The sequence below is a fragment of the Streptomyces sp. NBC_01092 genome, assembly GCF_045039535.1.
Taxonomy (GTDB): domain Bacteria; phylum Actinomycetota; class Actinomycetes; order Streptomycetales; family Streptomycetaceae; genus Streptomyces.
The window spans coordinates 1,100,185-1,127,059 of sequence record NZ_CP108659.1; the positions used below are offsets into that span (position 1 = coordinate 1,100,185).

General features: G+C 71.5%; 23 protein-coding genes. 14 read left to right on the top strand and 9 right to left on the bottom strand.

All coding sequences use genetic code 11. The features are described 5' to 3' along the window. Positions 1-69: 69 nt before the first annotated feature. The 3 genes from OG254_RS04805 to OG254_RS04815 all read left to right on the top strand — a co-directional run bounded on the left by OG254_RS04805 (position 70) and on the right by OG254_RS04815 (position 2,608). Entirely contained in the window at positions 70-939 is an 870-nt protein-coding gene (locus OG254_RS04805) for a LysR family transcriptional regulator (protein ID WP_405577558.1), read from the top strand. A 111-nt stretch (positions 940-1,050) separates the two neighbouring features. After that, positions 1,051-1,743, top strand: a complete 693-nt coding sequence (locus OG254_RS04810) for an alpha/beta fold hydrolase (RefSeq protein ID WP_405577560.1) — start codon at positions 1,051-1,053, stop codon at positions 1,741-1,743. 43 nt (positions 1,744-1,786) lie between these two features. Further along, entirely contained in the window at positions 1,787-2,608 is an 822-nt protein-coding gene (locus OG254_RS04815) for an alpha/beta fold hydrolase (RefSeq protein WP_405577562.1), read from the top strand. A gap of 88 nt (positions 2,609-2,696) precedes the next feature. Here OG254_RS04815 and OG254_RS04820 read toward each other — a convergent pair whose 3' ends face one another. Then, positions 2,697-5,456, bottom strand: coding sequence for an AAA family ATPase (locus OG254_RS04820; protein ID WP_405577564.1), 2,760 nt, complete (start codon positions 5,454-5,456; stop codon positions 2,697-2,699). Positions 5,457-5,708: 252 nt separating this feature from the next. Here OG254_RS04820 and OG254_RS04825 point away from each other — a divergent pair, with 252 nt between their 5' ends. Both OG254_RS04825 and OG254_RS04830 read left to right on the top strand, forming a co-directional pair. Then, positions 5,709-6,401 carry an alpha/beta hydrolase gene (locus tag OG254_RS04825; RefSeq protein WP_405577566.1) on the top strand — a complete coding sequence of 231 codons (693 nt, stop codon included), beginning with the start codon at positions 5,709-5,711 and terminating at the stop codon, positions 6,399-6,401. Positions 6,402-6,524: 123 nt separating this feature from the next. Further along, positions 6,525-7,469, top strand: a complete 945-nt coding sequence (locus tag OG254_RS04830; protein WP_405577568.1) for an AraC family transcriptional regulator — start codon at positions 6,525-6,527, stop codon at positions 7,467-7,469. Here the strand turns inward: OG254_RS04830 and OG254_RS04835 are convergent. Then, positions 7,450-8,427: a phosphotriesterase gene (locus tag OG254_RS04835; RefSeq protein WP_405577570.1), complete on the bottom strand. Its 978-nt coding sequence runs from the start codon at positions 8,425-8,427 to the stop codon at positions 7,450-7,452. The genes OG254_RS04830 and OG254_RS04835 overlap by 20 nt on opposite strands. Positions 8,428-8,629: 202 nt before the next feature. After that, the gene (locus tag OG254_RS04840) at positions 8,630-9,268 is read right to left on the bottom strand and encodes an HD domain-containing protein (RefSeq protein WP_405577572.1); all 639 of its coding nucleotides are present in this window, start codon (positions 9,266-9,268) and stop codon (positions 8,630-8,632) included. Positions 9,269-9,387: 119 nt separating this feature from the next. Between OG254_RS04840 and OG254_RS04845 the strand changes: the two genes are divergently transcribed. Beyond that, a complete protein-coding gene (locus OG254_RS04845; protein WP_405577574.1) occupies positions 9,388-10,356 on the top strand; it encodes a GlxA family transcriptional regulator in 969 nt (322 codons plus the stop codon). 5 nt (positions 10,357-10,361) lie between these two features. On the opposite strand, the gene OG254_RS04850 is transcribed toward OG254_RS04845, so the two are convergent. Continuing rightward, positions 10,362-10,802 carry an Lrp/AsnC family transcriptional regulator gene (locus OG254_RS04850; RefSeq protein WP_405577576.1) on the bottom strand — a complete coding sequence of 147 codons (441 nt, stop codon included), beginning with the start codon at positions 10,800-10,802 and terminating at the stop codon, positions 10,362-10,364. A gap of 80 nt (positions 10,803-10,882) precedes the next feature. Here OG254_RS04850 and OG254_RS04855 point away from each other — a divergent pair, with 80 nt between their 5' ends. The 6 genes from OG254_RS04855 (at position 10,883) to OG254_RS04880 (ending at position 16,517) form a co-directional block, all read left to right on the top strand. Beyond that, complete coding sequence (locus OG254_RS04855) at positions 10,883-11,584, top strand: AzlC family ABC transporter permease (RefSeq protein WP_405577578.1); 702 nt, start codon at positions 10,883-10,885, stop codon at positions 11,582-11,584. Beyond that, on the top strand, positions 11,577-11,903 hold the full coding sequence (locus tag OG254_RS04860; RefSeq protein ID WP_405577580.1) for a branched-chain amino acid transporter permease: 327 nt from the start codon (positions 11,577-11,579) through the stop codon (positions 11,901-11,903). The genes OG254_RS04855 and OG254_RS04860 overlap by 8 nt, the downstream gene beginning before the upstream one ends. A gap of 53 nt (positions 11,904-11,956) precedes the next feature. Further along, a complete protein-coding gene (locus OG254_RS04865; RefSeq protein WP_405577582.1) occupies positions 11,957-12,748 on the top strand; it encodes a thioesterase family protein in 792 nt (263 codons plus the stop codon). Positions 12,749-12,863: 115 nt separating this feature from the next. Further along, positions 12,864-14,237: an MFS transporter gene (locus tag OG254_RS04870; RefSeq protein WP_405577584.1), complete on the top strand. Its 1,374-nt coding sequence runs from the start codon at positions 12,864-12,866 to the stop codon at positions 14,235-14,237. Then, positions 14,234-15,613 (top strand): alpha/beta hydrolase family protein, encoded by a 1,380-nt coding sequence (locus tag OG254_RS04875; protein ID WP_405577586.1) that lies wholly within the window; start codon positions 14,234-14,236, stop codon positions 15,611-15,613. Before OG254_RS04870 ends, OG254_RS04875 begins: the two co-directional genes overlap by 4 nt. 52 nt (positions 15,614-15,665) lie before the next feature. Continuing rightward, complete coding sequence (locus OG254_RS04880) at positions 15,666-16,517, top strand: PaaX family transcriptional regulator C-terminal domain-containing protein (RefSeq protein WP_405577588.1); 852 nt, start codon at positions 15,666-15,668, stop codon at positions 16,515-16,517. Between the two features lie 25 nt (positions 16,518-16,542). Here OG254_RS04880 and OG254_RS04885 read toward each other — a convergent pair whose 3' ends face one another. From OG254_RS04885 to OG254_RS04900, 4 genes are all read right to left on the bottom strand, one after another. After that, on the bottom strand, positions 16,543-18,093 hold the full coding sequence (locus OG254_RS04885; protein ID WP_405577590.1) for a glycoside hydrolase family 30 protein: 1,551 nt from the start codon (positions 18,091-18,093) through the stop codon (positions 16,543-16,545). A 137-nt stretch (positions 18,094-18,230) separates the two neighbouring features. Next, a complete protein-coding gene (locus OG254_RS04890) occupies positions 18,231-19,652 on the bottom strand; it encodes a hypothetical protein (RefSeq protein ID WP_405577592.1) in 1,422 nt (473 codons plus the stop codon). A gap of 93 nt (positions 19,653-19,745) precedes the next feature. Beyond that, positions 19,746-21,902, bottom strand: coding sequence for a ThuA domain-containing protein (locus OG254_RS04895; RefSeq protein WP_405577594.1), 2,157 nt, complete (start codon positions 21,900-21,902; stop codon positions 19,746-19,748). Continuing rightward, positions 21,899-24,745, bottom strand: a complete 2,847-nt coding sequence (locus tag OG254_RS04900; protein ID WP_405577596.1) for a carbohydrate-binding protein — start codon at positions 24,743-24,745, stop codon at positions 21,899-21,901. Before OG254_RS04900 ends, OG254_RS04895 begins: the two co-directional genes overlap by 4 nt. Before the next feature lie 506 nt (positions 24,746-25,251). On the opposite strand from OG254_RS04900, the gene OG254_RS04905 reads away from it, so the two are divergent. Next, positions 25,252-25,566 carry an RNHCP domain-containing protein gene (locus tag OG254_RS04905; RefSeq protein ID WP_405594843.1) on the top strand — a complete coding sequence of 105 codons (315 nt, stop codon included), beginning with the start codon at positions 25,252-25,254 and terminating at the stop codon, positions 25,564-25,566. A 28-nt stretch (positions 25,567-25,594) separates the two neighbouring features. Beyond that, the gene (locus tag OG254_RS04910; protein WP_405577598.1) at positions 25,595-26,023 is read left to right on the top strand and encodes an RNHCP domain-containing protein; all 429 of its coding nucleotides are present in this window, start codon (positions 25,595-25,597) and stop codon (positions 26,021-26,023) included. A 79-nt stretch (positions 26,024-26,102) separates the two neighbouring features. On the opposite strand, the gene OG254_RS04915 is transcribed toward OG254_RS04910, so the two are convergent. Next, positions 26,103-26,846 (bottom strand): DUF1775 domain-containing protein, encoded by a 744-nt coding sequence (locus OG254_RS04915; RefSeq protein ID WP_405577600.1) that lies wholly within the window; start codon positions 26,844-26,846, stop codon positions 26,103-26,105. Positions 26,847-26,875: the final 29 nt, after the last annotated feature.

The following is a 26,875-nucleotide window of genomic DNA, read 5'->3' on the forward strand; positions in this document are numbered from 1 at the left end:
GGTGGAGATGATCGAAGATGATGGTTATCTATGTGAGAGATAGCCGACGGCGGAGCCGGAGTGAGGGCCATGGATCTGCGTCAGATGGAGGTCGTCGTCGCGGTCGCCGAGGAGGGCGGGTTCAGTGCCGCGGCCAGGCGGCTGCACGTCGTGCAGTCCGCGGTCTCCGGCACGGTCCGTGCCCTGGAGCGGGAGTTGGGCGCCGCGCTGTTCCAGCGCACCACGCACCGGGTGTCCCTGACCCCCGCGGGGCAGGCCTTCCTGCCCGCCGCCCGCGCCACCCTGCGCGCCGCCCAAGAGGCCAGGACCGCGGTCGATCTCGCCCGGGGCGAGCTGCGCGGGGAGATCACGATCGGCGTGATGCAGGGCCTGTACGCCGGCCTGCCGACGGCTCTCGCCGCGTTCCACGCGGAGCACCCGGGCGTGGTGCTCCGACTGCGGCAGGCGCCGGCCGAGGACATCCCGCGGGCCGTGCGCGACGGAACCCTCGACCTGGCGGTGGCCGCCCTGGACCCCCCGTCGCCGCGCGGTCTGGCGACCCGGCTGCTGTCACGGGAGGAGATGGTCCTGGTGACCGCCCCGACGACGGATCTGCTGCCGCCCGAGGGTCCGGTCACCCTGGCCGAGGCCGCGCAGCTGCCGCTGGTGGACTTCTCCCCCGGCTGGGCGGTCCGGCACGCGGTCGACAAGGCGTTTCGCGCAGCCTCCCTCGATCGCACCGTCGCCTTCGAGGTGAACGACCTCCTGGCCGCGGCCGACCTGGTCCGGCACGGCCTCGGCGTGTGCATCATGCCGCCGTCGCTCGCCGCCCGCTTCCCCGAACTCCCCGTACGTCCCTTCGCGGCGCGCGCACCGACGTGGATGATGGGGGTCGTCCACCCGCGCGGGGACACACACCCCGCGGTGACCGCCCTGCTGCGCCACATCGGACGAGGATGAGCGGCGTCACGAACTCCGCGGGGAACTAGGTCATTTGGTCGAAGCCACAGCAAACGGCGCGACCTAGCTTGTTGCTGGTCAGAGTACTTTCGGCCATCAAGGAGCAGTGACTTGAGTACTGTCAGGAACATCGTTCTCGTGCATGGCGGATTCGTCGACGGATCCGGCTGGCAGCCGGTGCACCGCCTCCTCACCCGCGACGGCTTCAACGTCAGCATCGTGCAGAACCCGACCCTCTCGCTGCAGGACGACGTGACGGTCACCCACCGGGTCCTCGACGCGCAGGACGGTCCGGCCGTGCTGATCGGCCACTCCTACGGCGGGGCCGTCATCACCGAGGCCGGCGGGCACGACAAGGTGGCCGCGCTCGTCTACGTCGCGGCCTTCGCCCCGGACAAGGACGAGTCCGTCGCCACCCTCATCGCCGACCCGGTTCCCGGCGCGCCCGTGCCGCCGATCCTGCCGCCCCAGGACGGCTTCCTGCTCCTGGACCGGGAGAAGTTCGCCGCCTCGTTCGCGGGTGATCTCCCGGCCGAGGACGCCCAGTTCATGGCCGACTCGCAGGTCCCCTGGGGTGTGGACGCGCTGGGCGGGACCGTCACCGAGGCCGCTTGGCGTGCCAAGCCCAGCTGGTACCTCGTCGCCACCGACGACCGCATGATCCCTCCGGCCGCGCAGCGCGCGATGGCCGAGCGGGCCGGCGCCACGGTGAGCGAGTCCGCCGGAAGCCACGCCTTCTACGTCTCCCGGCCCGAGGCCGTGGCCGAGCTGATCAAGCAGGCCGCCGCCGCCCACCAGGCGTGACCGCGACGAAGGCAGAGAGGCACAGAACATGAACAAGAAGGTCATGAGAAACGGAATCGTCGCCGCGACCGCCGCGAGCGCACTCGCCGCGGCCCTCCTGGCGACGACGGCCGAGGCGACGCCGGCGTCCACCCCGACGGACGGCGCCAAGCCGACCGTCGTGCTCGTGCACGGTGGCTTCGCCGACGCGTCCGCGAGCTGGAACGACGTGATCAGACGGTTGCAGAAGGACGGCTATCCGGTCGTCGCGCCCGCCAACCCGCTGCGTGGACTGCCCACCGACGCGCCCTACCTGGCCAGTGTGCTGAAGTCCGTCGAGGGTCCGATCATCCTCGCCGGGCACTCCTACGGCGGAGCGGTCATCACCAACGCCGCGGCCGGCAACCCCAACGTCAAGGCCCTCGTCTACATAGCCGCGTTCGTGCCCGACAAGGGCGAGCAGGTCGGCGAGCTCCTCGAGAAGTTCCCCGGCAGCAAGATCCCGGACGCCGTCGACCCGGTGCCGTTCCCGAACCCCGACGGCAGCACGGGGACTGACCTGTACCTCAAGGCCGACAAGTTCCGCGGTGCGTTCGCCGGGGACCTACCGGTGTCGGTCACCAACGTGATGCAGGCGGCGCAGCGGCCGTTCAGCGCCTCGTCCCTGACCGACGTCACCAAGGACGCGGCCTGGCACGACATCCCCTCCTGGGGTCTGGTTGCGGCGTCGGACAACGCCATCCCGCCGGCGCTCCAGCGCTTCGAGTACAAGCGCGCCAACGCCCGCGGCACTGCGGAGGTTTCGGGTGCCTCCCACTCCGTCATGATCAGCCACCCCGGTGCGGTCACCAAGATCATCGAGAGAGCGGACCGCGGCACCCGCTGATCGCCCCCCCGTTCGCGACAGCCCGCCTCTCGTGAGGCGGGCTGTTCGCTTCTGTGCCCGTTCCCTTCCCGTTGCCGGGAACTGAGCGTCACGGATTCGGGCCGGTCAGCGCGTCGCGCAGGCCGGCCCTCGAGGTGACGTTCAACTTCCGGAAGACGCCCCGCAGATGGGCGGCCACGGTGCGGGGCGAGAGGTAGAGCTGCGCGGCGATCTGCTTGTTGGTCAGTCCCGTGGCGGCCAGTTGCGCGGCCTGCCGTTCCTGCGGGGTCAGCAGTGATCGGCGGTCGTGGCCGGGTGCGGTGTGGTGCACGGGGATCCCGCTGGCCCGCAGTTCGTTCGCCGCCCGGGCACTCCAGGGCGCGGCCCCGAGGCGTTCGAAGGTACTGAGCGCGGCCTCCAGGTGCGGGCGGGCCGCGGAGCCCCCCTTGGCCCGGCGCAGCCTCTCGCCGTAGGCCAGGCAGATGCGGGCCCAGTCGAACGGCCAGCGCTCGGCGTCGGGTGTGGCGATGGCGGCCTCGAACCGGTCGTGGTCGATGAAGTCCGCCGCGGCCATCGCCTCGGCCGCGTCGGTGAGCATGGCCAGGCGCGGTGAGACGAACGGGATGTCGGTCTTGCGGACCGCGGCGATGTGCGCGGCGGCCTCGTCGTGGTGGTCGGTGTGTGCCGCGGCCTCGGTGAAGTCCAGCAGGAGCCAGAGGTGATGGGGCGTGTGCGGCTGTACCTCGCCCGGTGTGACGATGGCCCTCAGGAGCCGGTGGGCGGCGTCGAAGTCCGCGGCGCCGAGCGCCGACAGGGCCCGGATGTGGGAGGAGTAGACGCGAAGTGCGCCCAGTCCCCGGGGATTTCCCCAGGAGACGAGGCGGTCGGCGATCTCGCGCGCGGTGCTGCGCTCGCCGCGTGCGGAGGCCACCAGCCCGCGCAGGAAGCGGCCCGAGCACGCCGACAGCCGGTAGTTGTAGGTCGCGCACCACCCGAGGCCCTCGTCGGTGATCTCCATGAGGTCGTCCCACTGCCCGCCGGCATAGGCGTCGTTGGCCAGGAGGAACTGCGCCTGGATCGCCAGCGCGATGGCCCCTCCGTCGCGGCCGTCGTCGACGACGCGCCGCAGCGCGCTGCGGCAGCCCGCCAAGCGGTCGACGTAGGCGGCCGAGAGGGCGGTCCCGAAGATCCGTACGGGGTCGGACTCCTGGTGCAGTTCGGAGATGAGTTCGTCGAGCCGGTCGAGCACGGACAGCGCCGAGTACGCCGGATCGCCGAAGGCACCCAGGACCACCGGGAGCAGCCGGCCCGAGGAGCGTGGCCGGCGGAGCCGCACGACGTTGTCGAAGGAGCTCCACAGCTCCGGCCGGCCGCTGAAGAAGCACACCAGGAGCAGGGTGTTCAGCGCTTCGCGGAGGATGTTGTCGTCCACCTCGTCGGCGAGGGCGTGGTTGTCGATGGCGCTGACGAGGAGCCGGTGCGCGGTGTCCACGTCGCCCTCGCCGTTGAGGAGTTGGCTCGCCGCGGCGGTGGCGGCCGCGAGGGAGTCGGTGCCGGCCGGGTCGGCGCGTCCGGCGTTGTCCAGCAGCGCGCGTACGTTGCGCAGATCGCCGGTGATGTTGGCGCCCAGGCAGGCGGCCTCGGCCAGCCTGCGGCCCTTGGCCGCACCGGTGCTGCTCAGTTCCGAGGCGCGCAGCAGGGTGGTGATGGCGCCGACGGCGTCGCCGCGGTGCAGGGTGCGGTAGGCCACCTCGTGCAGGAGGGCGGCGACTTCGTCGTCGGGGCCGATGGTGGCGCTCGCGAGGTGCCGGGCCCGGCGTTCGGATCCGTGGGGCAGGTGCGAGGCGAGCGCCAGATGGCCCCAGCGGCGTTCGGCGGCGGTCGACAGTTCCATGACGGCGGACCGGGTCAGCGGGTGCCGGAAGACCAGACGACCCGTGAGGCTGTCGACCCGCACGAGGCCGGCCCGCTCGGCGGGCGACAGCTCGGCCAGGACGTCGAGGCCGCCCATGGCCCGCTGCGGGAGGTGCAGTTCGCCCGAGCCGTCCAGGACCGCGAGCAGGAGCAGGCTCCGGGTGGTGTCCGGGAGGGCGCCGACCCGGGCGGTGAAGACCCGCTTGAGGCGTTCGGTCAGCGGCAGCACCGACGGCAGGCTTCCGCACTCCGTGTGCTGGGCGTCGTTGAGCGCGACGGGCAGCTCCAGCAGCGCCAGGGGGTTTCCCCCGGCCTCGGCCACCAGGCGCCGGCGGACCCTGGCCGCCATGGCGGGGAACCGCTCGGCCACGAGCTCCTCGGCCGCGGCGTCGTCCAGCGGCTGCACCTCGTGGAGGCGGATGCCGGTGCTGCTCAGGAACGACTCGTCGCCGGTCCGGGACGCCGCCAGCAGGGCGAGGGAGACGGTGCTGACGTAGCGGGCGATGGTGCCCAGCACGGCTGCGCTGGGCCGGTCCAGCCAGGCCACGTCGTCGATGATCAGGGCGAGCGGCCCGCTCTCGCCGGCGGCATGGGTGAGCAGGACGTGCACGGCGTTGGCGATGGCGAGTAATTCGGTGGGCTGTCCTTCGGTCAGCCCGCGCACGGCCTGGAGTATGTCGGCCTGCCGTGCGGGCAGCGCGGGGATCCCGTCGGCCAGCGGCTGGAGTATCTGGTTCAGCGCCGCGAAGCTGACGCTCTCCTCGAACTGCGAGCCGGTGACCCGCAGCACCCTCATTCCCCTGTCGGCCGCGCGCGACGCTGCGGCGTCCAGCAGCGCGCTCTTGCCCACGCCGGGCTCTCCGGTCAGCAGCAGCGCCGCGCCCCGCGCGACTGCCGTGCCGAAGATCCGGTCGACGATCGCGAGCTCCGCTGATCGTCCGATGAGAGTTGCCATGGAGCCTCCCATGGTGGTGGGGCAGGAACACGGACATGACGGGTGGAGAGAAGGAAAGTTCGAAATCTGAGGAGTGTCCTGTGTCACGTTTCCGGGTCCGAGCGCTGCCCGTGCGTCACACCGGCCGCCCGGTCACCGCAGGTCCCGGGGCATTAGGTCATCTGGCCGAAGCGGCACGAACAGGGTCTTCTTAGGGTGAGGGCAACCGGGAATTCCGGACCCACGGCAGACAGCAGAGAACGGAGGCCGGGCATGGCAACCGACATCGCCTTGCGCAACGTGGTGCTCGTCCACGGTGGCTTCGTGGACGGATCGGGCTGGCAGGGTGTCCATGAGCGGCTCGTGGACGCGGGCTACCACGTCAGCGTCGTGCAGAACCCCACCCAGTCCCTCGCCGGGGACGTCGCCGCGACGCTCCAGGTGGTCGCCGAGCAGGACGGGCCGGTCGTCCTGGTGGGCCACTCCTATGGCGGAGTCGTGATCACCGAAGCGGGCCGCGACCCCAAGGTCTCCGCCCTCGTCTACATCGCGGCCTTCGCGCCGGACAAGGACGAGTCCGTGAACTCCCTGATCGCGGACCCGCCGCCGGGTGCTCCGGTGCCGCCGATCCTGCCGCCGAAGGACGGCTACCTCTTCCTCGACCGCGAACACTTCCACGCCTCCTTCGCCGCCGACCTGCCCGCGGCACAGGCGCGGTTCATGGCCGACTCCCAGGTCCCGTGGGGCGTCGAGGCCCTCCAGGGCGCCGTCACCGAACCCGCGTGGCGGACCAGGCCGAGCTGGTACCTGGTCGCCGCCGACGACCGCATGATCCCGCCGCCGGCCCAGCGGTCGATGGCCCAGCGTGCGGGTGCCACGGTCGTGGAGACATCGGGCAGCCACTCCGTCTACGTGTCGCAGCCCGACGCGGTCGTCGACCTGATCAAGCGGGCCACGGCCGCCTGACCCGCGACCTCATCGCACGGCCCTTGACCGACCCCGGCCCGCCGCAGGCTCCCCCGCTGCCGGTGGGCCGGGGTCTTCGCGATGCGCACGATCCATACGTCCGTTCCCCTACCGGGATGAGCCATGTACTCCTGGAGCCAGTCCCTCACCTTCTCCTCGGCGGGCGCCTGGGACGAGGCGTTCACCGGCCTGCACGGCGCGGGCCGGATCAGTGTGCCGGACCGTGACGCCCCGTGGACCGGGCGCCTGGAGTGGCAGCGGTCCCATGCCTACGGCCTCGCCCTGTGCTCGGGCGGCCGGGAGGTGGTCGAGCGGGACGCCCGGCACATCCGGTCCGATCCCCGGGGAGCGTACGAACTCCTCGTGCCGCTCGCCGGTACCGCGCGGGTGGAGCAGGGGCCGTCGGCCACCGGGATCCGGCCCGGGCAGATGGTGCTGTGCGACGTGGACCGCCCGATGACGTTCGCGCACGACGCCGGCTTCCTGTCCGTCGCGTTCATGATGTCCGGCGAGGACGTCGCCGTGCGCAGCCGGGTCGCCGCCGCCGGGCCGCAGTTGCTGGACGGAACACGTGGACTGGGCCGAGTCGTACGGCAGTTGACGGCCACGCTGCACGAGGAGCGTGAGCAACTGACCGAGCCGGCCTTCGACATCGCCTGTGACCGGCTGCTGGACCTGGTGTGTCTGGCCGCGGAGGGCGGCGGCGACACGGTGCCCTCGGGGCAGCGGGCCACGGTCGAGGCCGCTGTCCGCCGACATGTACGCCGGCACGCCTGCGACGCGGACCTGGACGTCGCCTCCGTCGCGCGGGCGCTCGGCTGGTCCGTGCGCCATGTGCAGCAGGTGCTGCAGGCCGCCGGGACCACGGCACGTGACCTCATCCGCCGCGAACGGCTGAACGTCGCCCGGGCCCGCCTGGCCGGCGCGGGCTGGGCGGCGTATTCCATCGCGGAGATCGCCCACTCCTGCGGTTTCGGCAGTCACGCGTCGTTCGCGACCGCGTTCCGGGCGGAGTTCGGCATGACACCTCGCGAGGCCCGGCCGCACGCTAGCCGTCGGAGGGCGTGAAGTACCGGCGCGGGTTGTCGACGAGCATGGTGGTGAGCTGTTCCTCCGTCACGCCCGCGGCGCGCAGCGCCGGGAGGACCTCGTCGTGCAGATGCGTGTGGTGCCAGTTCGGCGCGATCTGCTCGCGTACGCCGGGCGGGAACCAGTCGATGTGGCAGGACGCGTCGTGGGACAGGACCATCCGTTCCGCGTACCCCTCGCGCGCGAGCGCGGCCACGGTCGCCACGCGCTGGTCGGTGGGCAGCAGGACATCGAGGCCGAACCGGTCCATGCCGGCGTACGAGCCGTTGTCGACGATCCGGTGCAGGTAGTCGAGGTCGACGGTGTCGCCGCTGTGGCCGATGACGACCGCGCCGAGGTCCACGCCCTCGCTGCGCAGGACGTCCTGCGCGACGAGTCCGGTGCGGGCACTCGCGCTGGTGTGCACGGTGATCGGGGCGCCCGTCCGCAGATGTGCCTGGGCGACGGCGCGCATCACTCGCTCCACGCCCGGGGTGAGTTCGTCCTCGATGGCGCACTTGAGGAACGCGGCCCTGATGCCGGTGTCGGCAATACCTTCGGTGAGTTCACGGACGAACAACTCGGTCATGCCCTCGGGGCCGCCGAGCAGGGTGCCCGGGCCGTGGTAGCGGAAGTAGTCGGGGACGTCGGCCAGTGTGTAGATGCCGGTGGCCGCGACGATGTTGAGGTCGACCTGCTCGTTCACCGCGGCGACGCGGGCGACGTCACGGCCGAGCCCGATGACCGTGGGGTCGACGATGGTGGTGACGCCGGTCGCGGCGAGGGCTTTCAGCCGCGTCACGGCGTCCCCGACGCGCTCCCGCTCGTCCCAGGTCCCGGGCAGGCTCTGCCGGAACTCCTCGCTGAGGACGAAGACGTGCTCGTGCATCAGGACGGTGCCGAGGTCGCTTGCCGCCACGGGGCCACGGACGGTCTGTACCTGCGGGGTCGAGGTCATGCGGATCCTTCGGTGCTCGCCCGTACCGGCCCTCGAAAGGGGCGGCCGGGTGTGGTGTGAGGCGTACTCGCGCCGTGCGTCGAACCGGCGTGGTTCGACGCGAGGACGACTCTGCCAAGACCCGGCCGCGGCGTCTTTCGCGTCGGCGCACGGTTCTTTCGCGTGGACACGCAGCCCCGTCGGCGACCCCGCGCCGGACCTGCTACTCGGGCCAGCCGGAGTTCTTGATGGCCTCCACGAAGTCACCCGGTACGAACCCGGGCACGAAGTGGGCCAGCACGTCCGCCTTGACGTTGCCGAAGGTCGTCTCGGGGCGGTCCTGGATGCCCTCGGTGAACGCGGCGAGGATGCGGTTCTTGAAGTCCGGGCGCGGGTGGGCCGCGACGACGGCGGCACGCTGCCCGTCGGAGACGGCCTGGTAGCCGATGCCGAGGACGTCCAGTTCCACACCGCGGGTGACCAGCGCGACCTCGGGTGCCATGTGCAGGGGGATTTCCGGTGTGGTGTGCAGGGCGACGGCCGTCCAGACCCGGTCGGCCGGCTCGCCGGTGACGCCGTGGGCGTGCAGGAATCGGCGGGCCTCGTCGGCGCCGTCGATCTCGAACCGCTGGTCGGTGCGCCGGTAGCGCTCGGTCAGGCCGAGGTCGTGGAACATCGCGCCCACGTAGAGCAGTTCGGGGTCGAACTGCAGCCCCGCCTCCAGGCCACGCAGCGACCCGAACAGGAAGACCCGCCGGGAGTGGTCGAACAGCAGCGGCGCGGCGACGTCCCGTACTAGCTCGGTGGCCTCCCGTGCCAGTGCGCTGTCCGGGATCCGTACGCCCGCGATCGTTTCACCCATGATGACGGCCTTCCTCTTCTCGCCCGACCGGTCCGCCCGGTCGGTGACCTCCTTCAATGTCGTCCGGTGGCCTATCCTGGCGCCATGTCCTTCGTGCCGTACGACCCACAGATCCGGACATGACCCATCGCGTGGCCCTCCTGGTGTTCGACGGGGTGACCCTGCTCGACGCCGGCGGCCCCCTTGAGGTGCTGCACCAGGCGGGGCGGCTCGGCCACCCCTACGCACCGGTGCTGGCCTCCCCCTACGGCGGCGACGTCACGACGTCGTCGGGCGTGGCGCTGGCCCGGACCGTGACCGCGGCCGACGTGGGGCCGGTCGACACGCTCGTGGTCGCCGGGGCCGACGCACTCGCCGAGCGCTCCCCCGGCGCGGACCTGCTGGCGGCGGCCGCGCTGCTCGCCGGGCGTGCGGAGCGGGTCGCGTCCGTGTGCAGCGGCGCTTTCGTGCTCGCCGAGCTGGGTCTGCTCGACGGCCGCAGGGCGACCACGCACTGGCGGCACGCCAAGACGCTCGCCCGCCGTCATCCCCGGGTTCGGGTCGAGCCGGACGCGCTCCACGTCCGGGACGGCCGGTATCTCACCTCCGCCGGCATCAGCGCGGGCATCGATCTGACGCTCGCGCTGGTCGAGGACGACCACGGAGCGGACGTGGCCCGGGAGGCCGCCCGCGAACTGGTCGTCTTCATGCAACGCCCGGGCGGACAATCGCAGTTCTCCACCGCTCTGGCGACCCCGCCGGCCCGCAGCGACCTGCTGGGCTCGCTCACCGCGTCCGTGCTCGCGGATCCGGGCGCCGACCACAGCCTGCCCGCGATGGCCGCGTCCGCCGCCGTCAGTACCCGGCACTTGACGCGGCTGTTCCAGAGCGAGCTGAACACCACGCCCGCCCGCTGGGTCGAGCGCGTCCGTCTCGACCGAGCGCAGCAACTCCTGCTCGACGGGCACAGCGTGACCTCGGCGGCCCGGCACAGCGGGCTCGGCAGCGACGAGACCCTGCGCCGGGCCTTCGCCCGCCACCTGGGCACCACCCCGACCGAGTACCGCAGACGCTTCGCCACCACGCGCCCGCGGGAGTCGGCGCCGTGAGCCCACTACGGGGCAGGCTTGACGGTCTTCATCGTGAAGTGCGAGGTGACGTTCTTGATCCGGGGGATCGTCATGACCCGTCCGCTGAGGAACGCCTCGTACGCGGGCAGGTCGGCGACGGCGACCCGCACGAAGTAGTCGGGGCTGCCGAACATCCGCCGCAGCTCCAGCACTTCCTCGGCCTGTGCCAGGGTCCGCTCGAAGTGCTCGACCGTCTCCGCGTCCTGCGATTCGAGGCCGAGGTCGATCAGGACCTCGAAGGAGCGGCCCACCGACGCCGGGTCGATCACGGCGCGGTAGCCGCGGATGACACCGTCGGCCTCCAGCCGCTGGACCCGGCGCAGACACGGCCCGGTGGTCAGCCCGACCCGCTGGGCCAGCTCCACGTTGGTCAGCCGTCCGTCCCGCTCCAGCTCGGCAATGATTGCTTCGTCGATCGCGTCCACACGAATATTATTGCTCAGCTGGCGCCGATCCGGGCAATACTCGCAACCACATGTCATGGCTTCTGCGGGACGATGGAGCCGTGGAACGAACGGAACACATATCCCGGGGCATACGCGACTCCTTCTCGGCCGGCCTCGGCATCTTCCCCCTCGGTATCGCCCTCGGTCTGCTGATCGTCCAGGCCGGACTGCCCTGGTGGCTCGCCCCCGCCCTCTCCCTCGCCGCGTTCGCCGGCTCCCTGGAACTGCTGCTGGTGGGCATGGTGGCCACCGTCACCCCGCTCGCCGCGGTCGCGCTGACCGTGCTCGTGGTCAACTTCCGGCACGTCTTCTACGCGTTCTCCTTCCCGCTGCACCTGGTCAGGCATCCGGTGGCGAAGGCGTACGCCGTCTACGCGATGATCGACGAGGTCTACGCGGTCAACGCCGCCCTGCCCGAGCACGAGCGCTCGGCGCCCCGGCTGCTGGCCATGCAGATCGCGTGCGAGGCGTACTGGGTGGGCGGCGGCATGGTCGGCGTCGCGCTCGGCGCGGTCCTGCCCGCACCCGTCAAGGGCCTGGAGTTCGCGCTGTGCGCCCTCTTCACGGTGCTCACCCTGGACGCGTTCCGCTCCCGCAAGGAACTGCCGTCCCTGCTGCTCGCGGGCGGGAGCGTCGCCGTAGCCCTGGTGCTCACCCCGGGCATGGCCCTGTTCACCGCGCTGCTGCTGTTCGTCGGTCTGCTCATGGTCCGTCACCTCCGCACCGCCCGCGATACCGCCCAGGAGACCGCGCATGCCTAGCACCTCGTATCTCGTGGCGGTCCTGGCCATCGTCTTCGGCATCACGCTGGCCCTGCGTGCCGTGCCCTTCGCCGTGCTCGGGCGGCTGCGCGAATCGGTCGTCGTGAGGCGGCTGGCGACATGGATGCCCGTCGGCATCCTCGCCGTCCTCGCCGTGACCGCGCTGCGCGGCACGATCACGACCGACCGGCACGGGGCGGGGTACGCGGTGCTCGCCGTCGCGGTGACCATCGGCGCCCATCTGGCCTTCGGCCGCCGCACGATCCTGAGCGTCGGTGCCGGAACGGCCGTATATGTCGTCCTGCTCAACGCCCTCTGACCGCTCGACACCCTCTGCACACCCTTCAACAACACCCTTGGGAGAAGCGTCCGTTGACCGCCGAAAGCTACTTCGAAGCCATCGACGACCGCCGCTACAAGCCGACACCGCACGCGAGCGGAGCCTGGCACCGGGACGAGCAGCACTTCAGTCCGCTGGGCGGGCTCGTCGTCCACGCCCTCGACCGCCATCGCGCGGGCGCGCCGGACGACGGGCTCGTCCTGGCCCGGGTCAGTTACGACATCCTCGGCCGCCTCGCCCTCGACGAGTGCGAGATCGAGGTGGAGACCGTCCGTCCCGGGCGGACCATCCAGCTCCTGGAAGCGGTCGTACGGATCGCGGACCGTCCGGTGGTGCGGGCCCGCGCCTGGTACCTGGCCCGGCTCGACACCTCGGCGGTCGCGGGCGGCCCCGACGACCGTCTCACCCCGCCGGAGTCCCTCGCCCCGTGGGCGATGTCCGACGTCTGGCCCGGCGGCTACATCGCCTCCCTCGACGTCCGCCCGGTGGCACCGCCCCGGCCGGGCCGTACGACCGCCTGGATCTCCACTCCGCTCGAGCTGGTGGCCGGCGTTCCGGTCAGCCCTCTCGCGTCGTACCTCGCCCTCGTCGACACCGCCAACGGCATAGCGGTCCGGCAGCCGCCCACCGCATGCATGTTCCCCAACGTCGACCTGACCGTCCACCTGCACCGCCAACCGCGCGGCACCTGGACCGGACTGGACACCTCGGTCACCTTCGGCCCGTCCGGCCAGGGCCTGACCAGCACGGTCCTGCACGACGTCGACGGCCCGGTCGGCCAGGCACAGCAGATCCTCACCGTCCGCCCCATACCTGGGGTGTGACGGGCCGGACCGGGTCGACCCGGCACCGGGCAGGTCAATGTTGTGCACTTTCTTGACGGCAGTCACTACAGAGCCTACTTTCGCGGTGTCCTTCCCCCGGTCAAGGGAGACCGCGATGCCCCCGTCCCCCGCCGCATCCCCGTCACCGTCACCGTCCCCGTCCCTGAGCCGCGAGCGAACCCGGCAGTTGCGCAGAGTCGCCCTGTCCGGGTTGCTCGGTACGGCCGTGGAGTTCTACGACTTCCTCGTCTACGGCACCGTCGCCGCGCTCGTCTTCGGCGAGCTGTTCTTCCCGGGTGCCGACCCCGCCGTAGGCACCATCGCCGCGTTCGGCACCTTCGCCGCCGGTTATGTCGCCCGCCCGCTCGGCGGCATCGTCTTCGGGCACTTCGGCGACCGGCTCGGCCGCAAGTCGATGCTGCTGCTCACCATGGGCCTGATGGGCGGCGCCAGCTTCCTCATCGGCCTGCTGCCGACGTACGACACGGTCGGCGTCTGGGCGCCGGTCCTGCTGATCGCCCTGCGTGTCCTCCAGGGCATCGCCATCGGCGGTGAGTGGGGCGGCGCCACCCTGATGGTCGTCGAGCACGCCGGAGAGCGGCGCCGTGGACTGTGGTCCAGCTTCACGCAGATGGGCGCCCCGCTCGGCTCCCTGCTGTCCTCGCTCGTCGTCACCTTCGTGGTCGCCATGCCCAGGGACCAGTTCACGGCCTGGGGCTGGCGCGTGCCGTTCCTGCTGAGCGTGGTGCTGCTCGGCGTCGGACTCTTCGTGCGGCTGAAGGTGGTCGAGAGCCCGCTGTTCGCCGAGGTGAAGAAAGACCGGTCCGAGGCCCGGCTGCCGATCGTCGACGTCCTGCGGCGGCCCCGTCCCCTGCTGCTGGCCTGCTGCGTGGGCATCGGCGCCTTCACCGCCCAGTCCCTGCTGACCAGTTACCTGATCGCGTACGCCACCGGCATCGGCTACGCCCGCCCGCAGGTGCTCACCGCGCTCACGGTCTCCGCCGCCGTCGCCCTCGTCGTACTGCCCTGCGCCTCCGCGCTCTCCGACCGCGTGGGCCGGCGCCCGGTCGTCCTCACCGGAGCCGTCCTCTCGGCGGCCACCGCCTTCCCGGTCCTCGCGCTGATCGACTCCAAGTCGCCGGGCGCGCTGATCCTCGCCGTCGTCATCGGCCACGGCATCGCCCAGTCCGCGATGTACGGCCCGCTGGGCGCCCTGCTCACCGAGATGTTCGGCACCCGGGTGCGCTACACCGGCGCCTCCCTCGGCTACCAGGGCGCGACCCTCATCGGCGCCGGCTTCTCCCCCATGATCGCCGGAAGCCTGGTCGCCGGAAGCGGCAACGGCACCCCGGTCGCGCTGCTGCTGTGCGGCGGCTCCCTCATCACCGCGCTGACCGTGTGGTTCGTACGCGAGACGAGCCGTACGTCCCTGTCCGGCGCCCCCACCGAACTCCCCACCACCCCACGCCCGGAGGAGATCACCGCATGACGACCGGCACCCGCACCGCGTTGGCGGCAGCCCTCCTGCTCGCGGCGACCGCTCTCCCCACCTCGGCGGCAGCCGCCACCGGTGAGCGCACCCACCTGGACGGCCAACTCCCCTCGGGCGCCAGGTACATGATGGACGTGCCCGCCCAGTGGAACGGCACCGTCCTGCTCTTCAGCCACGGCTACACCCCCGGCCCGGCCAACCCCGCCCAGGACGCACCGGACGACGCCACGAAGGCCCTGCTCCTCCAGCGGGGTTACGCCCTCATCGGCTCCTCCTACGCCACCACCGGCTGGGCGGTGACGGACGCGGTGCCCGACCAGCTCGCCACCCTCACCGCCTTCACCGAACGCTTCGGCACGGCCTCCCGCACCATCGCTTGGGGGCAGTCGTACGGCGGACTCGTCACCACCGCCATCGCCGAGCGCCACCCGGAGCGGATCGACGGCTCACTGTCCCTGTGCGGTCTGGTCCATGGCGGCGTGGCCAACTGGAACAGCACCCTCGACCCGGTCTTCGCCCTCAAGACCCTCCTCGCGCCCGGCACCGACATTCCGCTGGTGAACCTTCCGGACCAGCGGACCGCCGCCGCCGCGGCGAACACCCTGACAGCCGCCGTCGAGACCGCCCAGGCGACACCCGCCGGACGGGCCCGGATCGCCCTGGCCGCGGCCCTGCACAACATCCCGGGCTGGAACCAGCCCACACAGCCCCGGCCCGCCGCGACCGACTGGGACGCCCAGCAGGCCAATCAGTACGAGGCCGTCAAGGGCCTGGTGAAGCTGCCCGCCTTCAGCTGGCGACAGGAGGCCGAGACCCGGGCCGGCGGCAACATGTCCTGGAACACCGGGGTCGACTACGCGAAGCTGCTCGGGCAGTCCTCGGTCGCCAAGGAGGTGACCGAGCTCTACAAGGAGGCCGGCCTCTCCCTGAAGGCCGACCTCGCCACCCTCAACCGCGCCCCGCGCGTCAGCGCCGACCCGGACGCCGTCGCGTGGATGGCGAGCACCAGCTCCTTCACGGGCGAGCTGACCAAGCCGCAGCTCGCCGTCCACACCACGGGCGACGCCCTCATCCCCGTCCAGGCGGAGAGCGCACTGAAGCGGGCCGTCACCGCCGCGGGTTCGGCGTCGCAGCTGCGGCAGGCGTACACCGACAACGCCGGCCACTGCACCTTCAGCCCCGCCGAACAGGTCGCCGCCCTGGACACCCTGGAGGACCGCCTGGACACGGGCACGTGGGTCGGGACCGACCCGGCCGCCCTCAACGCCCGTGCCACGAAAGCCGATCCGACGACACCCGCCCGCTATGTGCCCTACCGCCCCACCGCGTACCCCCGCCCGTACGACCTCGCGCACCCCGCCGACGGCCGATGAAGCCGTACGGCCGCCTGCTGCGCCCCCAGCGGGCGGCCGTACCCTTGCCAGCGTGGAGGACGACGACATCCTGGACGGTCAGGACACCTCGCAGGGCCCGCAGCCGCGCCCGCAGTCGCTCATGCTCGCCTTCTTCGGCAACCACGTCCTGGAGGAGGGCGACGTGGGGGTCTACTCGGGCAGCATCATCGACGTGCTGGGCCGTGTCGGGGTCGGCGAACAGGCCGTGCGCTCCACCCTGACCCGGATGGTCAACCGGGGCCTGCTGCGGCGCCGGCGCGAGGGCCGCAAGATGTTCTTCGGGCTGACCCCGCAGGCGACGCGCGTCCTGGAGGACGGCCGTACCCGTATCTGGCAGCAGGGCGCGGTCAACGACGACTGGGACGGCTCCTGGACCCTGCTCGGCTTCTCCCTGCCCGACTCCTGGAAGCGCCAGCGCCACGACCTGCGCTCCCGGCTCACCTGGTCCGGGTTCGGCGCGCTGTACAGCGGGCTGTGGATCGCGCCCGGGCATGTCGATGTCGGCGATGTGGTCGCGGAGCTCGGTCTTGCCGCCCATGTGAAGGTCTTCCACGCCCAGGCGGACGGGGCCACCGACATCGAGCTGATGGTCCGTGACACCTGGGACCTGGAGAGCATCGCCGCCCGCTACGTCGTCTTCGACAAGCGCTGGACCGCGCATCTCGACGCCGGGTCCGGTGACGACCCGATCGGCACCCGGCTGCGGCTGGTCAGCGAATGGCTCTGGACGATCCGCACCGACCCCAGGCTGCCGGCCCGGCACCTCCCTCCGGAATGGCCGGCCCGCCCCGCACAGGAGACCTTCCGGCGCGTCGCCGACCACACCGCCGGGCCCGCGCGGGAGATGGCGCGCGAGCTGCTGGAGACCACCCGGCTGCCATGAGCGATCGGCGACGCATGGGGCGTCCTCAGCCTCGGTCGTCGTGCCCGGCCTGCCCCTTCCACCGGTAGGTGGCAAAGGATCCCGCCGGCACCGTCACCACGAACCGCCGGCCGCCGGCCACGACCCGGACCCTGCTGTCGGTGGCTGCGCTGTTGCCGAGGACGGCGACATAGCCGCTTCTGCCGGAGCGGTAGACCACGTTGCTGACCCCGTTCTCCGCGGCGCTCGACTCCAGGCGCACGTCACCGGGCGCGAGGTACTTCGCGAACTGTCCGAGCCCGTACAGCTCGTCACGGACGGTGAAGTCCTTGGTGACCGTGTTCACCTTCACCAGCCGGTTCGGCCACTTGGTGGTGGCGCCGACCTGCTCCCAGTCGATGTTGTTGTCCCGGGACGGCGTCCAGTGCAGGGTCCCGCCGTCCTGGTCCGTGGTCTGGGCCCACAGGATGTAGGAACTGGCGTCGAGCCGGAAGTCGTCGAGGACGGTCGAGGGCGCCAGGTCGCTCGTCTCCGTGACGTGCACCGGCTTCCCGGTCTCCTCGCGGGCGTCACGCATGACGCCCGGGTCTCCCCAGTAGGGGTGGAAGGCGACGCCGTCCGCCGCCTTGCGGACCTGCACGCCGGTCACCGAGCCGTCCGGGGCGTCCTCGAAGATGCGGTGGTAGTTCTTGGTCGCCGTGCTGTTGGGGTCGCGCCAGTCCCAGAAGTTGAAGTCGTGCACGTACAGCTGGATGTTGAGCCGGGCGGCGCGCAGTTCACGCTTGATGGCCAGGGCCAGCTTCTGCTGCTGGGCGACGCTGATGTCCATGGCCGGGTAGACGACGTCCATGCCCGGCTCGTTCAGCAGGGTCAGCGCGTCGACGCGGATGCCGTGCCTGGCGTACGCCTGGACGAACTTGACGTAGTAGCGGGCGAACACGTCGACGCAGTCGTCGCGCAGCTTGCCGACCTGGTAGTGCTCGGTGGTGCTGCCGGGCTTGAGCGCGACTTCGCCGGTGAACCGGTTGTTGGTCTTCATCCAGGCCGGGGCGCTCCATGCCGACGCGAAGAACGTGGCCTTGGGGTTGTAGCGCTGGATGAGCTTGATCGTGTCGATGATGTGCAGGTCGACGTCCCGCTGGACGGAGAAGTGCTTCAGCCCGAAGTCCTCGGTGACACCGGCGGGCAGGTCGTCCAGCGACCAGAATGGCAGATGTTCGATGAGATCGGGGCTGCCGATCGTCAGCCGGAAGCGGTCAAGACCCGCGCCGCGTTCGGGGTCGACGAGCAGCCGGATGGCCTTCTCCCGCTCGGCGGGGGTGAGCTTCCACAGGTTGGACACGCTCGTCTCGTCGATGGAGAAGCCGACGCCCGCGTACTTCTGCCGGGTGGCGGCGGGGTCGGCGACCACGGTGGCGTCGACGGGGCCGCCGGAGTCGTTGCCGATCCGGACGGTCGGCAGGGGCCGCCAGGCCTGAGTGCCGCCGGTCGAGTAGGTGCCGGTCACGGCCTGGCCGTGCGCGGCCTGACCGGTGCCGACCAGTGCGGAAAGTGTCGTGACCGCGACGGCCGCGAAGGTGGTGAGGGGACGTCTCACAGCTGCTCCTGACGTGGGGGACCAACAGCGCGGGATGGAGCGGGAGTTGAGATCCAAGCAACGTCCGCGCACTTAAGTCAAGACGTGAAGAAAGCCCTCATGGTGTGTGCGGGGCGTCCGTGCCGTCCGAGGACGGTTCACCCAGCGGCGACGGCTTCGAGCAGGTGGGCCCGCGTGGGTCCCGGTGGCATGCGGTGCTCGAGCTCGGGCATCAGCCGGTCCACCGCCTCGACCAGGGCGGGAGCGCTCAGTTCGGCTACGGCGCCGGGCAGGAGGTGGGCCGCGGCCCGCTCCGCCCGCAGCGCGTCCGGCTCGCGTTGCGTCAGCAGCGCCAGCGCCCTCGCCCGGTCCCAGTCAGGGTGCCGGTAGCGGCGGCCGGCCGCGTGCGCGTCCATCTCGGCCAGGCGGTGCCGGGTGTAGGACGTGCTTCGCCGGTATACGCCGCCGAGTCCGTCCCGGGTCGCCCGGCCGAACGCGGTGACCGGCTCGACGCGGTCGGCGGTGCCCGTGCGCCTCAGGACGTCACGCAGCATCAGACTGTGCCGCATGCTCATCGCCAGTCCGCGTCCGATGGTGGGCACGGTGAGCGCCCACGTGTCGCCGACGGCAACCACCCCGGTGACTCGGGGGTGTTCGTCGTCGTACAGGGTCCGCTTGCGGTCCGTCAGACCGGCCATGATCTGTACGCCGTCGGTGATGGGGCGGCCGTCGAGCCAGGCGTCCGCGCCCGGGAAGAGGCGGACGGCGGCACACCAAGCGCCCTCGTGGCGCAGCAGCCGGCGCAGTTCGTGGTCGTCGCTGCGGCTGATGAGGCCGAGCGAGTACGTGCCGTGGTCGGCCGGGATGCGCAGGAGGCCGAGGGATCCGTGTTCGGCGATCAGGGGGAACGTACTGGCAGGCAGGGCGCCGTCGGCCGACCGGAAGTAGCGGCTGTAGTACGTGAAGCCGCGCCGCCCCGCTTCCTCGACCGGGCCCGGTAGGCCGATGCCCCGCAGCCAGGCGGGGAGCGGTGAGCGGCGCCCGGTGCAGTCGACGACCAGGTCGGCGGCCAGCGGGCCGGTGCTGGTCTCCACCCCCGTCACGTGCGGTACGCGCCCCTTGGCTCCCGGCCCGTCATCGGAGCCGGCGCGCAACCCTCGGCACACGACACCCCGTTCGATGCGCACACCGGCCGCCTCAGCCGCGCGCGTGGCGACGTGCTCCAGCAGACATCTCCGTGCGGCCAGCGTGTCGAAGCGCGCGTCGGCGGGCAGCAGGCCGCCCCGCATGCCGGGTTCGGGCGCCAGGACGTTCATCCGGACTGCCCCGGCCGCCGTCATCCGCTCTACCAGCCCCGGCAGCTGCGCTTCGGCCAGTTGGAGCCAACTGGCGAGCGGGAGATGGGTGAGGCGCAGTTGGGGGATGCCCGGGCGTTGCCACCGCGACCATGCCTCTTCCGGATCCGGCGGCGCCGGTTCCGGGTCACGTTCCAGCACGGTCACCTGATGGCCGTCCGCGACCAGCAGCAGAGCTGTCTGCAGGCCACCGAGGGCAGCGCCCAGTACGACGATCCTCGCCATGAGGGACATCATTCCCCGTGCGACGGGCAGACGCCCGGCCGGACAGCTCCGGCCGGGCATCTCACCGGTGAGACCCGGCGTTGGCGTGGAGGCTCAGTCGCGCGTCGTCTCCTGGAAGCGGCCCACCCAGTACGCGGTGCGGTCCAGGTATGCCGTCTGTGCCGCCTCTCCCGTCTGCCCGTACGCGCCGTCGTAGGTCCGGTAGCCGTGGCCGGCGGGTGGCGTGGAGTCGGCGGGTTCGATGGAGCTGCCTTCGTGCCACTCGTTGAACGAGGTCACCGACACCCAGGTCGGTGAGCCGCCGATCGCCGGGTCCAGGGCGTTGGACCACTGCCGGTCGTAGGCCGCGCCGTTCGCCCGTTCCACGGTGGGCGTGGAGTTGCCCGGCACGGCCCGGTCGTCGATGTAGCCGGGGGCGACGGACGGGGCCCAGATCAGGCCGTTGGCTCGGGCGTGGTCGCCGGCCTGCTTCCAGCCCGGTGCCGTGGCGCCCGCGATGCCGTCGTAGGTGTACATGCCGGAGAAGTGCGCGATCTTGGTGGTGTCGGTGGTCTGGGCGAGGACGATGCCGGTGTCGGTGTCGGTGACCTGGTCGAGCGCCGACCAGTCGGTGATGTCCAGGCTCTGGAAGACGTAGAACGCGCTTCTGTCGCCGTGCTCCGCCGAGCGGTAGAAGGCCGGGTGGCTGCCGTAGGTGCTGTTGATGTACTCGATGTCGGCGGCCGTCGAGGCGCCGGTGCGGCCCGCGTACGGCTCCAGGTGCCACGCCACCTCGATGCCCCGCTCCTGCGCCGCGTCGAGCACGCCCCGCACGAGCCCGTCCTCGTAGCTGCCCCGGCCCCACCAGCTGTAGACGATCACACCGGCACCGGACCGGGCGACCCACTCCATCTGCGGGGCGACGGCCCCGTCGAAGTCACCCGAGTCGTACGGGCCCAGCGCGGGGTAGAGGTCGGCGCCGATGTCGTCGGGCGGGGTGCGGCCGCCCTGCTGCCAGTGCCGCCAGCCGCCGTTGACCGCCGGACTGCCGTACCAGGGGTAGTAGAAGAGGTGTACGTCGTCGGCCAGGGCGCCGGCCGTGGGTTCGGCGGCGAGGCTGAAGGTGTCGATGTCGAACAGGGCTCCCCCGCCGCCGGTGAACCTCAGGAAGAGCGGCCCGGAGGCGGAGCCGGTCAGGGTCGTGGTGACGGTCGTGAAGGTTTCCCAGCCGCCGGTCACCGGTACCGCCACGGAGCCGAGCAGGGTGCCGGTGGCCGAGCCCGAGCGGATCTCGATGGTGCCGCCCGCTCCCGCCGAGGACACCTTCGCCGTGAAGGTCCGCGCCCCTGCGGTGGGGACGGAGGCGTAGCCCGCCCAGTCCCCGTTCTCGATGTAGCCCAGCGTCTGGCCCCCGCTCGCCTGGGTGTGCGCGGCGGCCTGCACTCCGGAGCCGGAGGTGTACGACTCGGCCTCGACCTGTCCGCTGCCGTCCGGGGCGGAGCAGTCGGCGGCAACTTGCCCGGCGGCGTAGCGCACGCCGCCCAGCAGCAGGGAACGGAAGGCCGGGTCGGCGTAGGACTCGATGGTGTGGCCGAGTCCGGTGTAGAAGGAGCGGCCCTGCCCCTGGCCGTGGCACCAGGTGATGGGGTGGTCGGCGCCCATCGAGCCGCCGTTGTAGGTGCTTTCGTCCAGGGTCTGCAGGACGTGCACGTCGGGGCGGGGGTTGGCGCGGTAGTTGTACCACTCGTCGGTGCGGGTCCAGGTCGCGCCGAGGTGGGCGGTGGCCGGGTGGGTGCGGTCCTCGGTGCGGATCGTGGCCTGCCGGATCGCGGGATGGCTCTGGAACCATGCGCCGACGAGCTGTCCGTAGTACGGCCAGTCGTACTCGGTGTCGGCGGCCGCGTGCACGCCGACATAGCCGCCGCCGGAGTCGACGTACGACTGCAGGGCGCTCTGCTGATCGGTGTTGAGGACGTCGCCCGTGGTGTTGAGGAACACCACGGCCTCGTAGCCGGCGAGGCCCGCGGCCGTGAAGGCGCCGGCGTCCTCGGTGGCGGTGACGGTGAAGTCGTTCTGCCCGCCGAGGGTGCGCAGGGTGTCGATGCCGGCCGGGATCGCGTCGTGCCGGAACCCGGCGGTCTTGGAGAAGACGAGGACCTCGAAGGAGGCCGCGTGCGCCGTCCCGGCCGGGGTGAGCAGGGCGCCCAGCACGGCCAGGGCCAGTGCCGTCGTGCCGCGGCGCAGTCGCCGCATCAGGGTGGTCATGGTCATCGCCCCTTTCGTGTCGAGGAGGCGAGCGTGAAGGTGTCGACGTCGAAGAGGCTGCCGGTGCCTCCGGTGAAGGTGAGGAAGAGCGGGCCCGTTCCGGCGCCGTTGAGCGTGCTGCTGACGGTGGTGAAGGTGTCCCAGTCGCCGGTCACCGGCACGGTCACCGAGCCGAGCAGCGGCCCGGTCTGCGAGCCGGAGCGGAACTGGAGGGTACCGCCGGCGCCGGCGGAGGAGACCCGGGCGGAGGCGGAGGTCGCGCCGGCGGTGGAGACGGAGGCGTAGCCCGCCCAGTCGCCGTTGTCGATGTAGCCCAGCGTCAGTCCGCCACTGGCCGAGCCGTGCGCCGCGGACTGGACGCCGGAGGCGGAGCTGTACGACTCCGCCTCCCACGGTGTGGTCGTGGTGGTGCCGGAGCCGAGGGTGAAGGCGTCGACGTCGAAGAGGTTGCCCTGCCCGGTCGGGCCGCGGAACACCAGGAACAGCTCGGTGGTGCCGGCGGGCGCGCCGGAGAGGTTGGCGGACACGTCGGTGTACGACTCCCAGCCGCCGGTCACCGGCACGGTCGCGGTGCCGAGCAGTGTGCCGGTGGCGGATCCGGCGCGCACCTGGAGGGTGCCGCCCACTCCGCCGGAGGCCACCCGGGCGGTGAACTTCGTTGCGCCCGCGAGGACATACGGCTTGTACGAGATCCAGTCGCCGTCGTCGGTGAACCCGACCGTCCTGCCGCCTTCGGCGCTGGCGTGGTTCGCGATTTCGATGCCGGACTGGGCGCCGAAGTGCTCGCCCTGCCGGTGGCGCGGTTGCAGGGTGCGCACGGAGTGCGTGGTCAGGCCGCCTGCGTCGGTGTATTCGGCGTCGAAGACGCCGTAGAGGTTGGCGGCGCTGTCGTGTTCGCCGTCGGCGGGCACGGTGAGGTTGCCCTCGCAGCCGTTGGTGGAGGTGATGGCGTGGGTGTGGCTGCCATGGCCGAGGAGATAGGTGACCTTCACCTTGGTGCAGTCGACGGTGCCGTCCTCGGGATCGCTGACCTGCACCTTGAACGGCACGGTGTCACCGAAGGCGAACGGCTGTCCGTCCAGGGGCTGTTGCAGGGTCACCGTCGGTACGGTGTTGCCCGCGGTGACGACCAGGCTCGCGGTGCCGGTCAGGCCCTCGGGGTCGCGGACCGTGAGGGTGGGGCGATAGGTGCCGGCCGTGGTGTACGTGTGACTGGGGTCGGCCTGCGTGGATGTGGTGCCGTCGCCGAAGTTCCAGGTGTAGGTCAGCGTCCCGCCCTCGGGGTCGGAGCTGCCCTGGGAGGAGAACCGCACCGTGAGCGGCAGGGCTCCGGATGTGCGGTCGGCGGACGCCTGGGCGACGGGGTTGCGGTTGCTGCCCGCGATGTACTCGATGCGGTACAGGGCCTGGTTGTTGCCGCCGGTGCCGTAGTCCAGGACGTACAGCGCGCCGTCGGGGCCGAAGTCGGTGTCCATCACCTGGGTGCCGTCCCAGGGGACGTCCTCGATCGTGCCGTAGGAGCCGTCGCTCCTGACCTCGACGGCCTTGATCCACTGGCGTCCGTACTCGGCGGCGAAGAAGCGGCCGTCGAGGGACTGCGGGAACTTCACCGTGGACGGGGAGTTGGGGTCGTACCGGTAGACCTCGCCGCCCATCGGCGACTCCGAGCCGCCGCCGAACTCGGGCGGTGAGCCGTCCAGGCCGTACTTGATCCAGCTCGGCTTGGCCGGGGGCAGCTTGGCCTGGCCGGTGTTGCGGAAGGAGTTGTTGGCGGCGCCGCCGGCGCAGTCGTACTTCGCTCCGGAGGGGCCGCCGGGGAAGGTGTACTCGTTGTACGTCTCGCCCGTGGTGTTGGTGCCCGTGCAGTACGGCCAGCCGTAGTTGCCGGGCGCGGTGACGCGGTCGAACTCGACCTGGCCGCCCGGTCCGCGGTTCGGGTCGGTGCCGCCGGCGTCGGGGCCGTAGTCGCCGAGGTAGACGGTGCCGGTGGGGCGGTCCACGGACATGCGGAACGGGTTGCGGAAGCCCATGGCGTAGATCTCGGGCCGGGTGCCGGCCGTGCCCGGTGCGAAGAGGTTGCCCGCGGGGACGGTGTAGCCGCCGTCGGCGGTCGGCTTGATCCGCAGCACCTTGCCGCGCAGGTCGTTGGTGTTGCCGGAGCTGCGCTGGGCGTCGAACTGCGGGTTGCGGTCGGCGCGTTCGTCGATCGGCGCGTAGCCGGAGGAGTCGAAGGGGTTGGTGTCGTCTCCGGTGGTCAGGTACAGGTTCCCGGCCGCGTCGAAGTCCATGTCGCCGCCCACATGGCAGCACTGGCCGCGGTCGTTGGGCACCTCCAGGACGACCTTCTCGCTCGCCGGGTCCAGGGTGCCGTCGCTGCGCAGCGTGAACCGCGACAGGTTGAGGTGCCCTTTCCAGGGCTCGAAGTCGGCGGCGGTGCCGGTGACGGGGGCGTCGCCGGCCGGGGTGCTCAGCTTCGGGGAGTAGTAGACGTAGACGTATCGGTTGGCGGTGAAGGAGGGGTCCACGGCGATGCCCTGGAGGCCCTCCTCGTCGTGTGTGTAGACGTCGAGCTTGCCGGCCTGTTTGGTGTTGCCGGCGGCGTCGGTGAGGCGGATCGTGCCGTCGCGCGCGGTGTGCAGGACCGAGCGGTCGGGCAGTACGGCCAGGGACATCGGTTCGCCCAACTCGGCCGCGCCGGTGGCGAGTTGGACCTGCTGGTAGTCGATGGGCGGGAGGTCCGCCGGGGCCGCGGAGGCCGGGCCTGCCGTGGGTGCCGTGGTGACGGCCGCGGCCATGAGGAGCGCGAGCGCGGTGAGCGTTCTCAGCCCCGCGCGAGGGCGCCGAAGCATGGGGGGTTGTCCTTCCTGACGATGCGGGTGTCAGGCAAGGCGCGCGCCGGCCGCGCTTGCCGGGGTGTGTCCGTGCGGGTTCGATGCGCTGTGCGGATAAATTACGCCTTGAACAAAGGGAATTGCAGGCTTCCGCAGACGTCTTGCATGCTGCGCGGGGCCGTCAAATTTGTCAAGGGCCTGTCAAAATCAGCGCCACCGAGCCAGGGTGACGAGAAAACGAGTGGACGCCGCCCCGCACACGGGTGCTAGCTTGACCGAGCTCAGCCCATCGACTTTGTTCCACCTTGCCCTGGAAGGGGTGTTTATGACCCGGCCCGCGCCGAGCGCGCCTCGACGCATCGCGTAGCCGCCCCTGACCGCTGTCAGGGCTTCCCGAGGCCGCTCGGCCTGCTCTTGCTGTCATCGCAGACTTCTCAGCAAGGAGCATCCGGGTGTCCAGCGACAACCTCGATCACCAGCGCAACCCCACCGACCACGTCCTCAGCACCGGCACCTTCTCCTGCATGTGGTGCGGGCTGACCGTGTCGGCCCTGGCCGCCGACGGCAGCCGCCGCAACCACTGCCCGTCCTGCCTGCATTCACGGCACGTCGCCGACCAGATCGACGGCGGTCGGTCCGAGTGCGACGCGCGGATGAACCCCATCGCCATCGCGGTGCTGCGCACCGGTGACTGGATGCTGATCCACCGCTGCATCGGCTGCGGCGAGCTCACCTCGAACCCGGTGTGCGCGGACGACAACCAGCTCATCCTGATGCGCATGGCCGTACGGCCACTGGCCCAACCTCCCTTCCCCCTCGAAGCGTTCGGCACCCTCTGAACGCCGCGGACGGAAAGGAGAACGAGCCGTGCCACGCCGCACACAGACAGGTGGCCGCAATCGGCGCCGCCGACCCCAGCGGACCAAGGACGTGCTGCACGCGAGCGGCGGTCACCGGGGCAATGACTTCCGGTGCGTGGGCTGCCGACTGGACGTGCCCCATGTCGCGCCCGGCACCGCGCACCGCAACCATTGTCCGAACTGCCTGGTCAGCCTGCATGTCGACCGGAGAGTTCCCGGCGACCGGGCCGCGGACTGCCATGGCCGCATGGAGGCACTGAGCCTGACCGTACGGCCGGACGGTGAATGGCTGCTCATCCACCAGTGCCAATCCTGCGCCGGGCTCAGCGCCAACCGCATCGCCGGCGACGACAACGCACTCGCCCTGATACGTCTGGCCCTCAGACCCCTGCGGGACGGCAGGGCCGCCGGCAGCGCACTGCTCACGGTTCTGTGACGCCGCGTCGGTGAACGGCGCTGCACCGGGGCGGGCGTGTCGCTGATCCCCCCTCAGCGACACGCCCGGACCGGCGTCCTCAGGCGGCCCCGCCCCGGCGCTTCGTCAGCCACCACGCACCGCCGCCGAGCACCAGCACCGCGGCAGCGATGCCCACGGGCACAGCGATCGACATGCCGTCGTCGTCCTTCGCCTCGGCCGCCGCCGGCTCGGCGGACGAACCCTGGGCGGCGGGCTTGTCCGAGGCGGGGGCCGACGACGGGGCAGCCGTCGTCGGTTCCTGCGTGGGGGTCGGGCTCACCGACTCGGCGCCGGGCGCGGCCGCCTTCAGGGCCAGGTGGGGTGCGGGGTGGCCGTGTCCGTGGCCGTCCCCCTCGGCCTCCTCCTCCAGCTCGATCCAGCGGTCGACCTTGCCGTCGCTGTAGGTCTGGAGGGTCTTGAAGGGCACCTCCTTGGCGTCCGGCAACTGCCGCACGGTCACGACGTACTCGACGTCCTCACCCACGGCCAGCTTCGGCCCGGACACCGTGTAGCCCCGGTCGGTGGGGGCGAACTTCCAGCTCTTGGGCCCTTTTTCGTAGGTGATGTCCTGCGGGACGATCCCCTCGGGAAGGATCACCTCCAGCTTGCTGATCCCGGCCGAGGCCGACTCCGACTCGGCGGAGAAGGTCAGCTCGACGTTCTGGTCGAGGGCCCGCGCGCCCTCGGCCTCCACCTCCGCATGAGCCGCCGCCGGCCCCGCGGTGGCGACGGCCAGCGCGAGGGCGACCGAGGTGAGTACGCCGGTTCGGCGCAGACTGCGGATCAGAGTGGAGCGGGACACGTACGACTCCCTTGTAGCGACGACGTGGT

Excerpts from the sequence above, each read along its gene's own strand:
- OG254_RS04830 (WP_405577568.1), top strand. The coding sequence starts at position 6,525 with ATGTACTCCTGGAGCCAGTCCCTCACCTTCTCCTCGGCGGGCGCCTGG.
- OG254_RS04815 (WP_405577562.1), top strand. The coding sequence starts at position 1,787 with ATGAGAAACGGAATCGTCGCCGCGACCGCCGCGAGCGCACTCGCCGCG.
- OG254_RS04835 (WP_405577570.1), bottom strand. The coding sequence starts at position 8,427 with ATGACCTCGACCCCGCAGGTACAGACCGTCCGTGGCCCCGTGGCGGCA.
- OG254_RS04890 (WP_405577592.1), bottom strand. The coding sequence starts at position 19,652 with ATGGCGAGGATCGTCGTACTGGGCGCTGCCCTCGGTGGCCTGCAGACA.
- OG254_RS04820 (WP_405577564.1), bottom strand. The coding sequence starts at position 5,456 with ATGGCAACTCTCATCGGACGATCAGCGGAGCTCGCGATCGTCGACCGG.
- OG254_RS04870 (WP_405577584.1), top strand. The coding sequence starts at position 12,864 with ATGCCCCCGTCCCCCGCCGCATCCCCGTCACCGTCACCGTCCCCGTCC.
- OG254_RS04900 (WP_405577596.1), bottom strand. The coding sequence starts at position 24,745 with ATGCTTCGGCGCCCTCGCGCGGGGCTGAGAACGCTCACCGCGCTCGCG.
- OG254_RS04805 (WP_405577558.1), top strand. The coding sequence starts at position 70 with ATGGATCTGCGTCAGATGGAGGTCGTCGTCGCGGTCGCCGAGGAGGGC.
- OG254_RS04860 (WP_405577580.1), top strand. The coding sequence starts at position 11,577 with ATGCCTAGCACCTCGTATCTCGTGGCGGTCCTGGCCATCGTCTTCGGC.
- OG254_RS04905 (WP_405594843.1), top strand. The coding sequence starts at position 25,252 with ATGTGGTGCGGGCTGACCGTGTCGGCCCTGGCCGCCGACGGCAGCCGC.
- OG254_RS04875 (WP_405577586.1), top strand. The coding sequence starts at position 14,234 with ATGACGACCGGCACCCGCACCGCGTTGGCGGCAGCCCTCCTGCTCGCG.
- OG254_RS04845 (WP_405577574.1), top strand. The coding sequence starts at position 9,388 with ATGACCCATCGCGTGGCCCTCCTGGTGTTCGACGGGGTGACCCTGCTC.
- OG254_RS04825 (WP_405577566.1), top strand. The coding sequence starts at position 5,709 with ATGGCAACCGACATCGCCTTGCGCAACGTGGTGCTCGTCCACGGTGGC.
- OG254_RS04840 (WP_405577572.1), bottom strand. The coding sequence starts at position 9,268 with ATGGGTGAAACGATCGCGGGCGTACGGATCCCGGACAGCGCACTGGCA.
- OG254_RS04895 (WP_405577594.1), bottom strand. The coding sequence starts at position 21,902 with ATGACCATGACCACCCTGATGCGGCGACTGCGCCGCGGCACGACGGCA.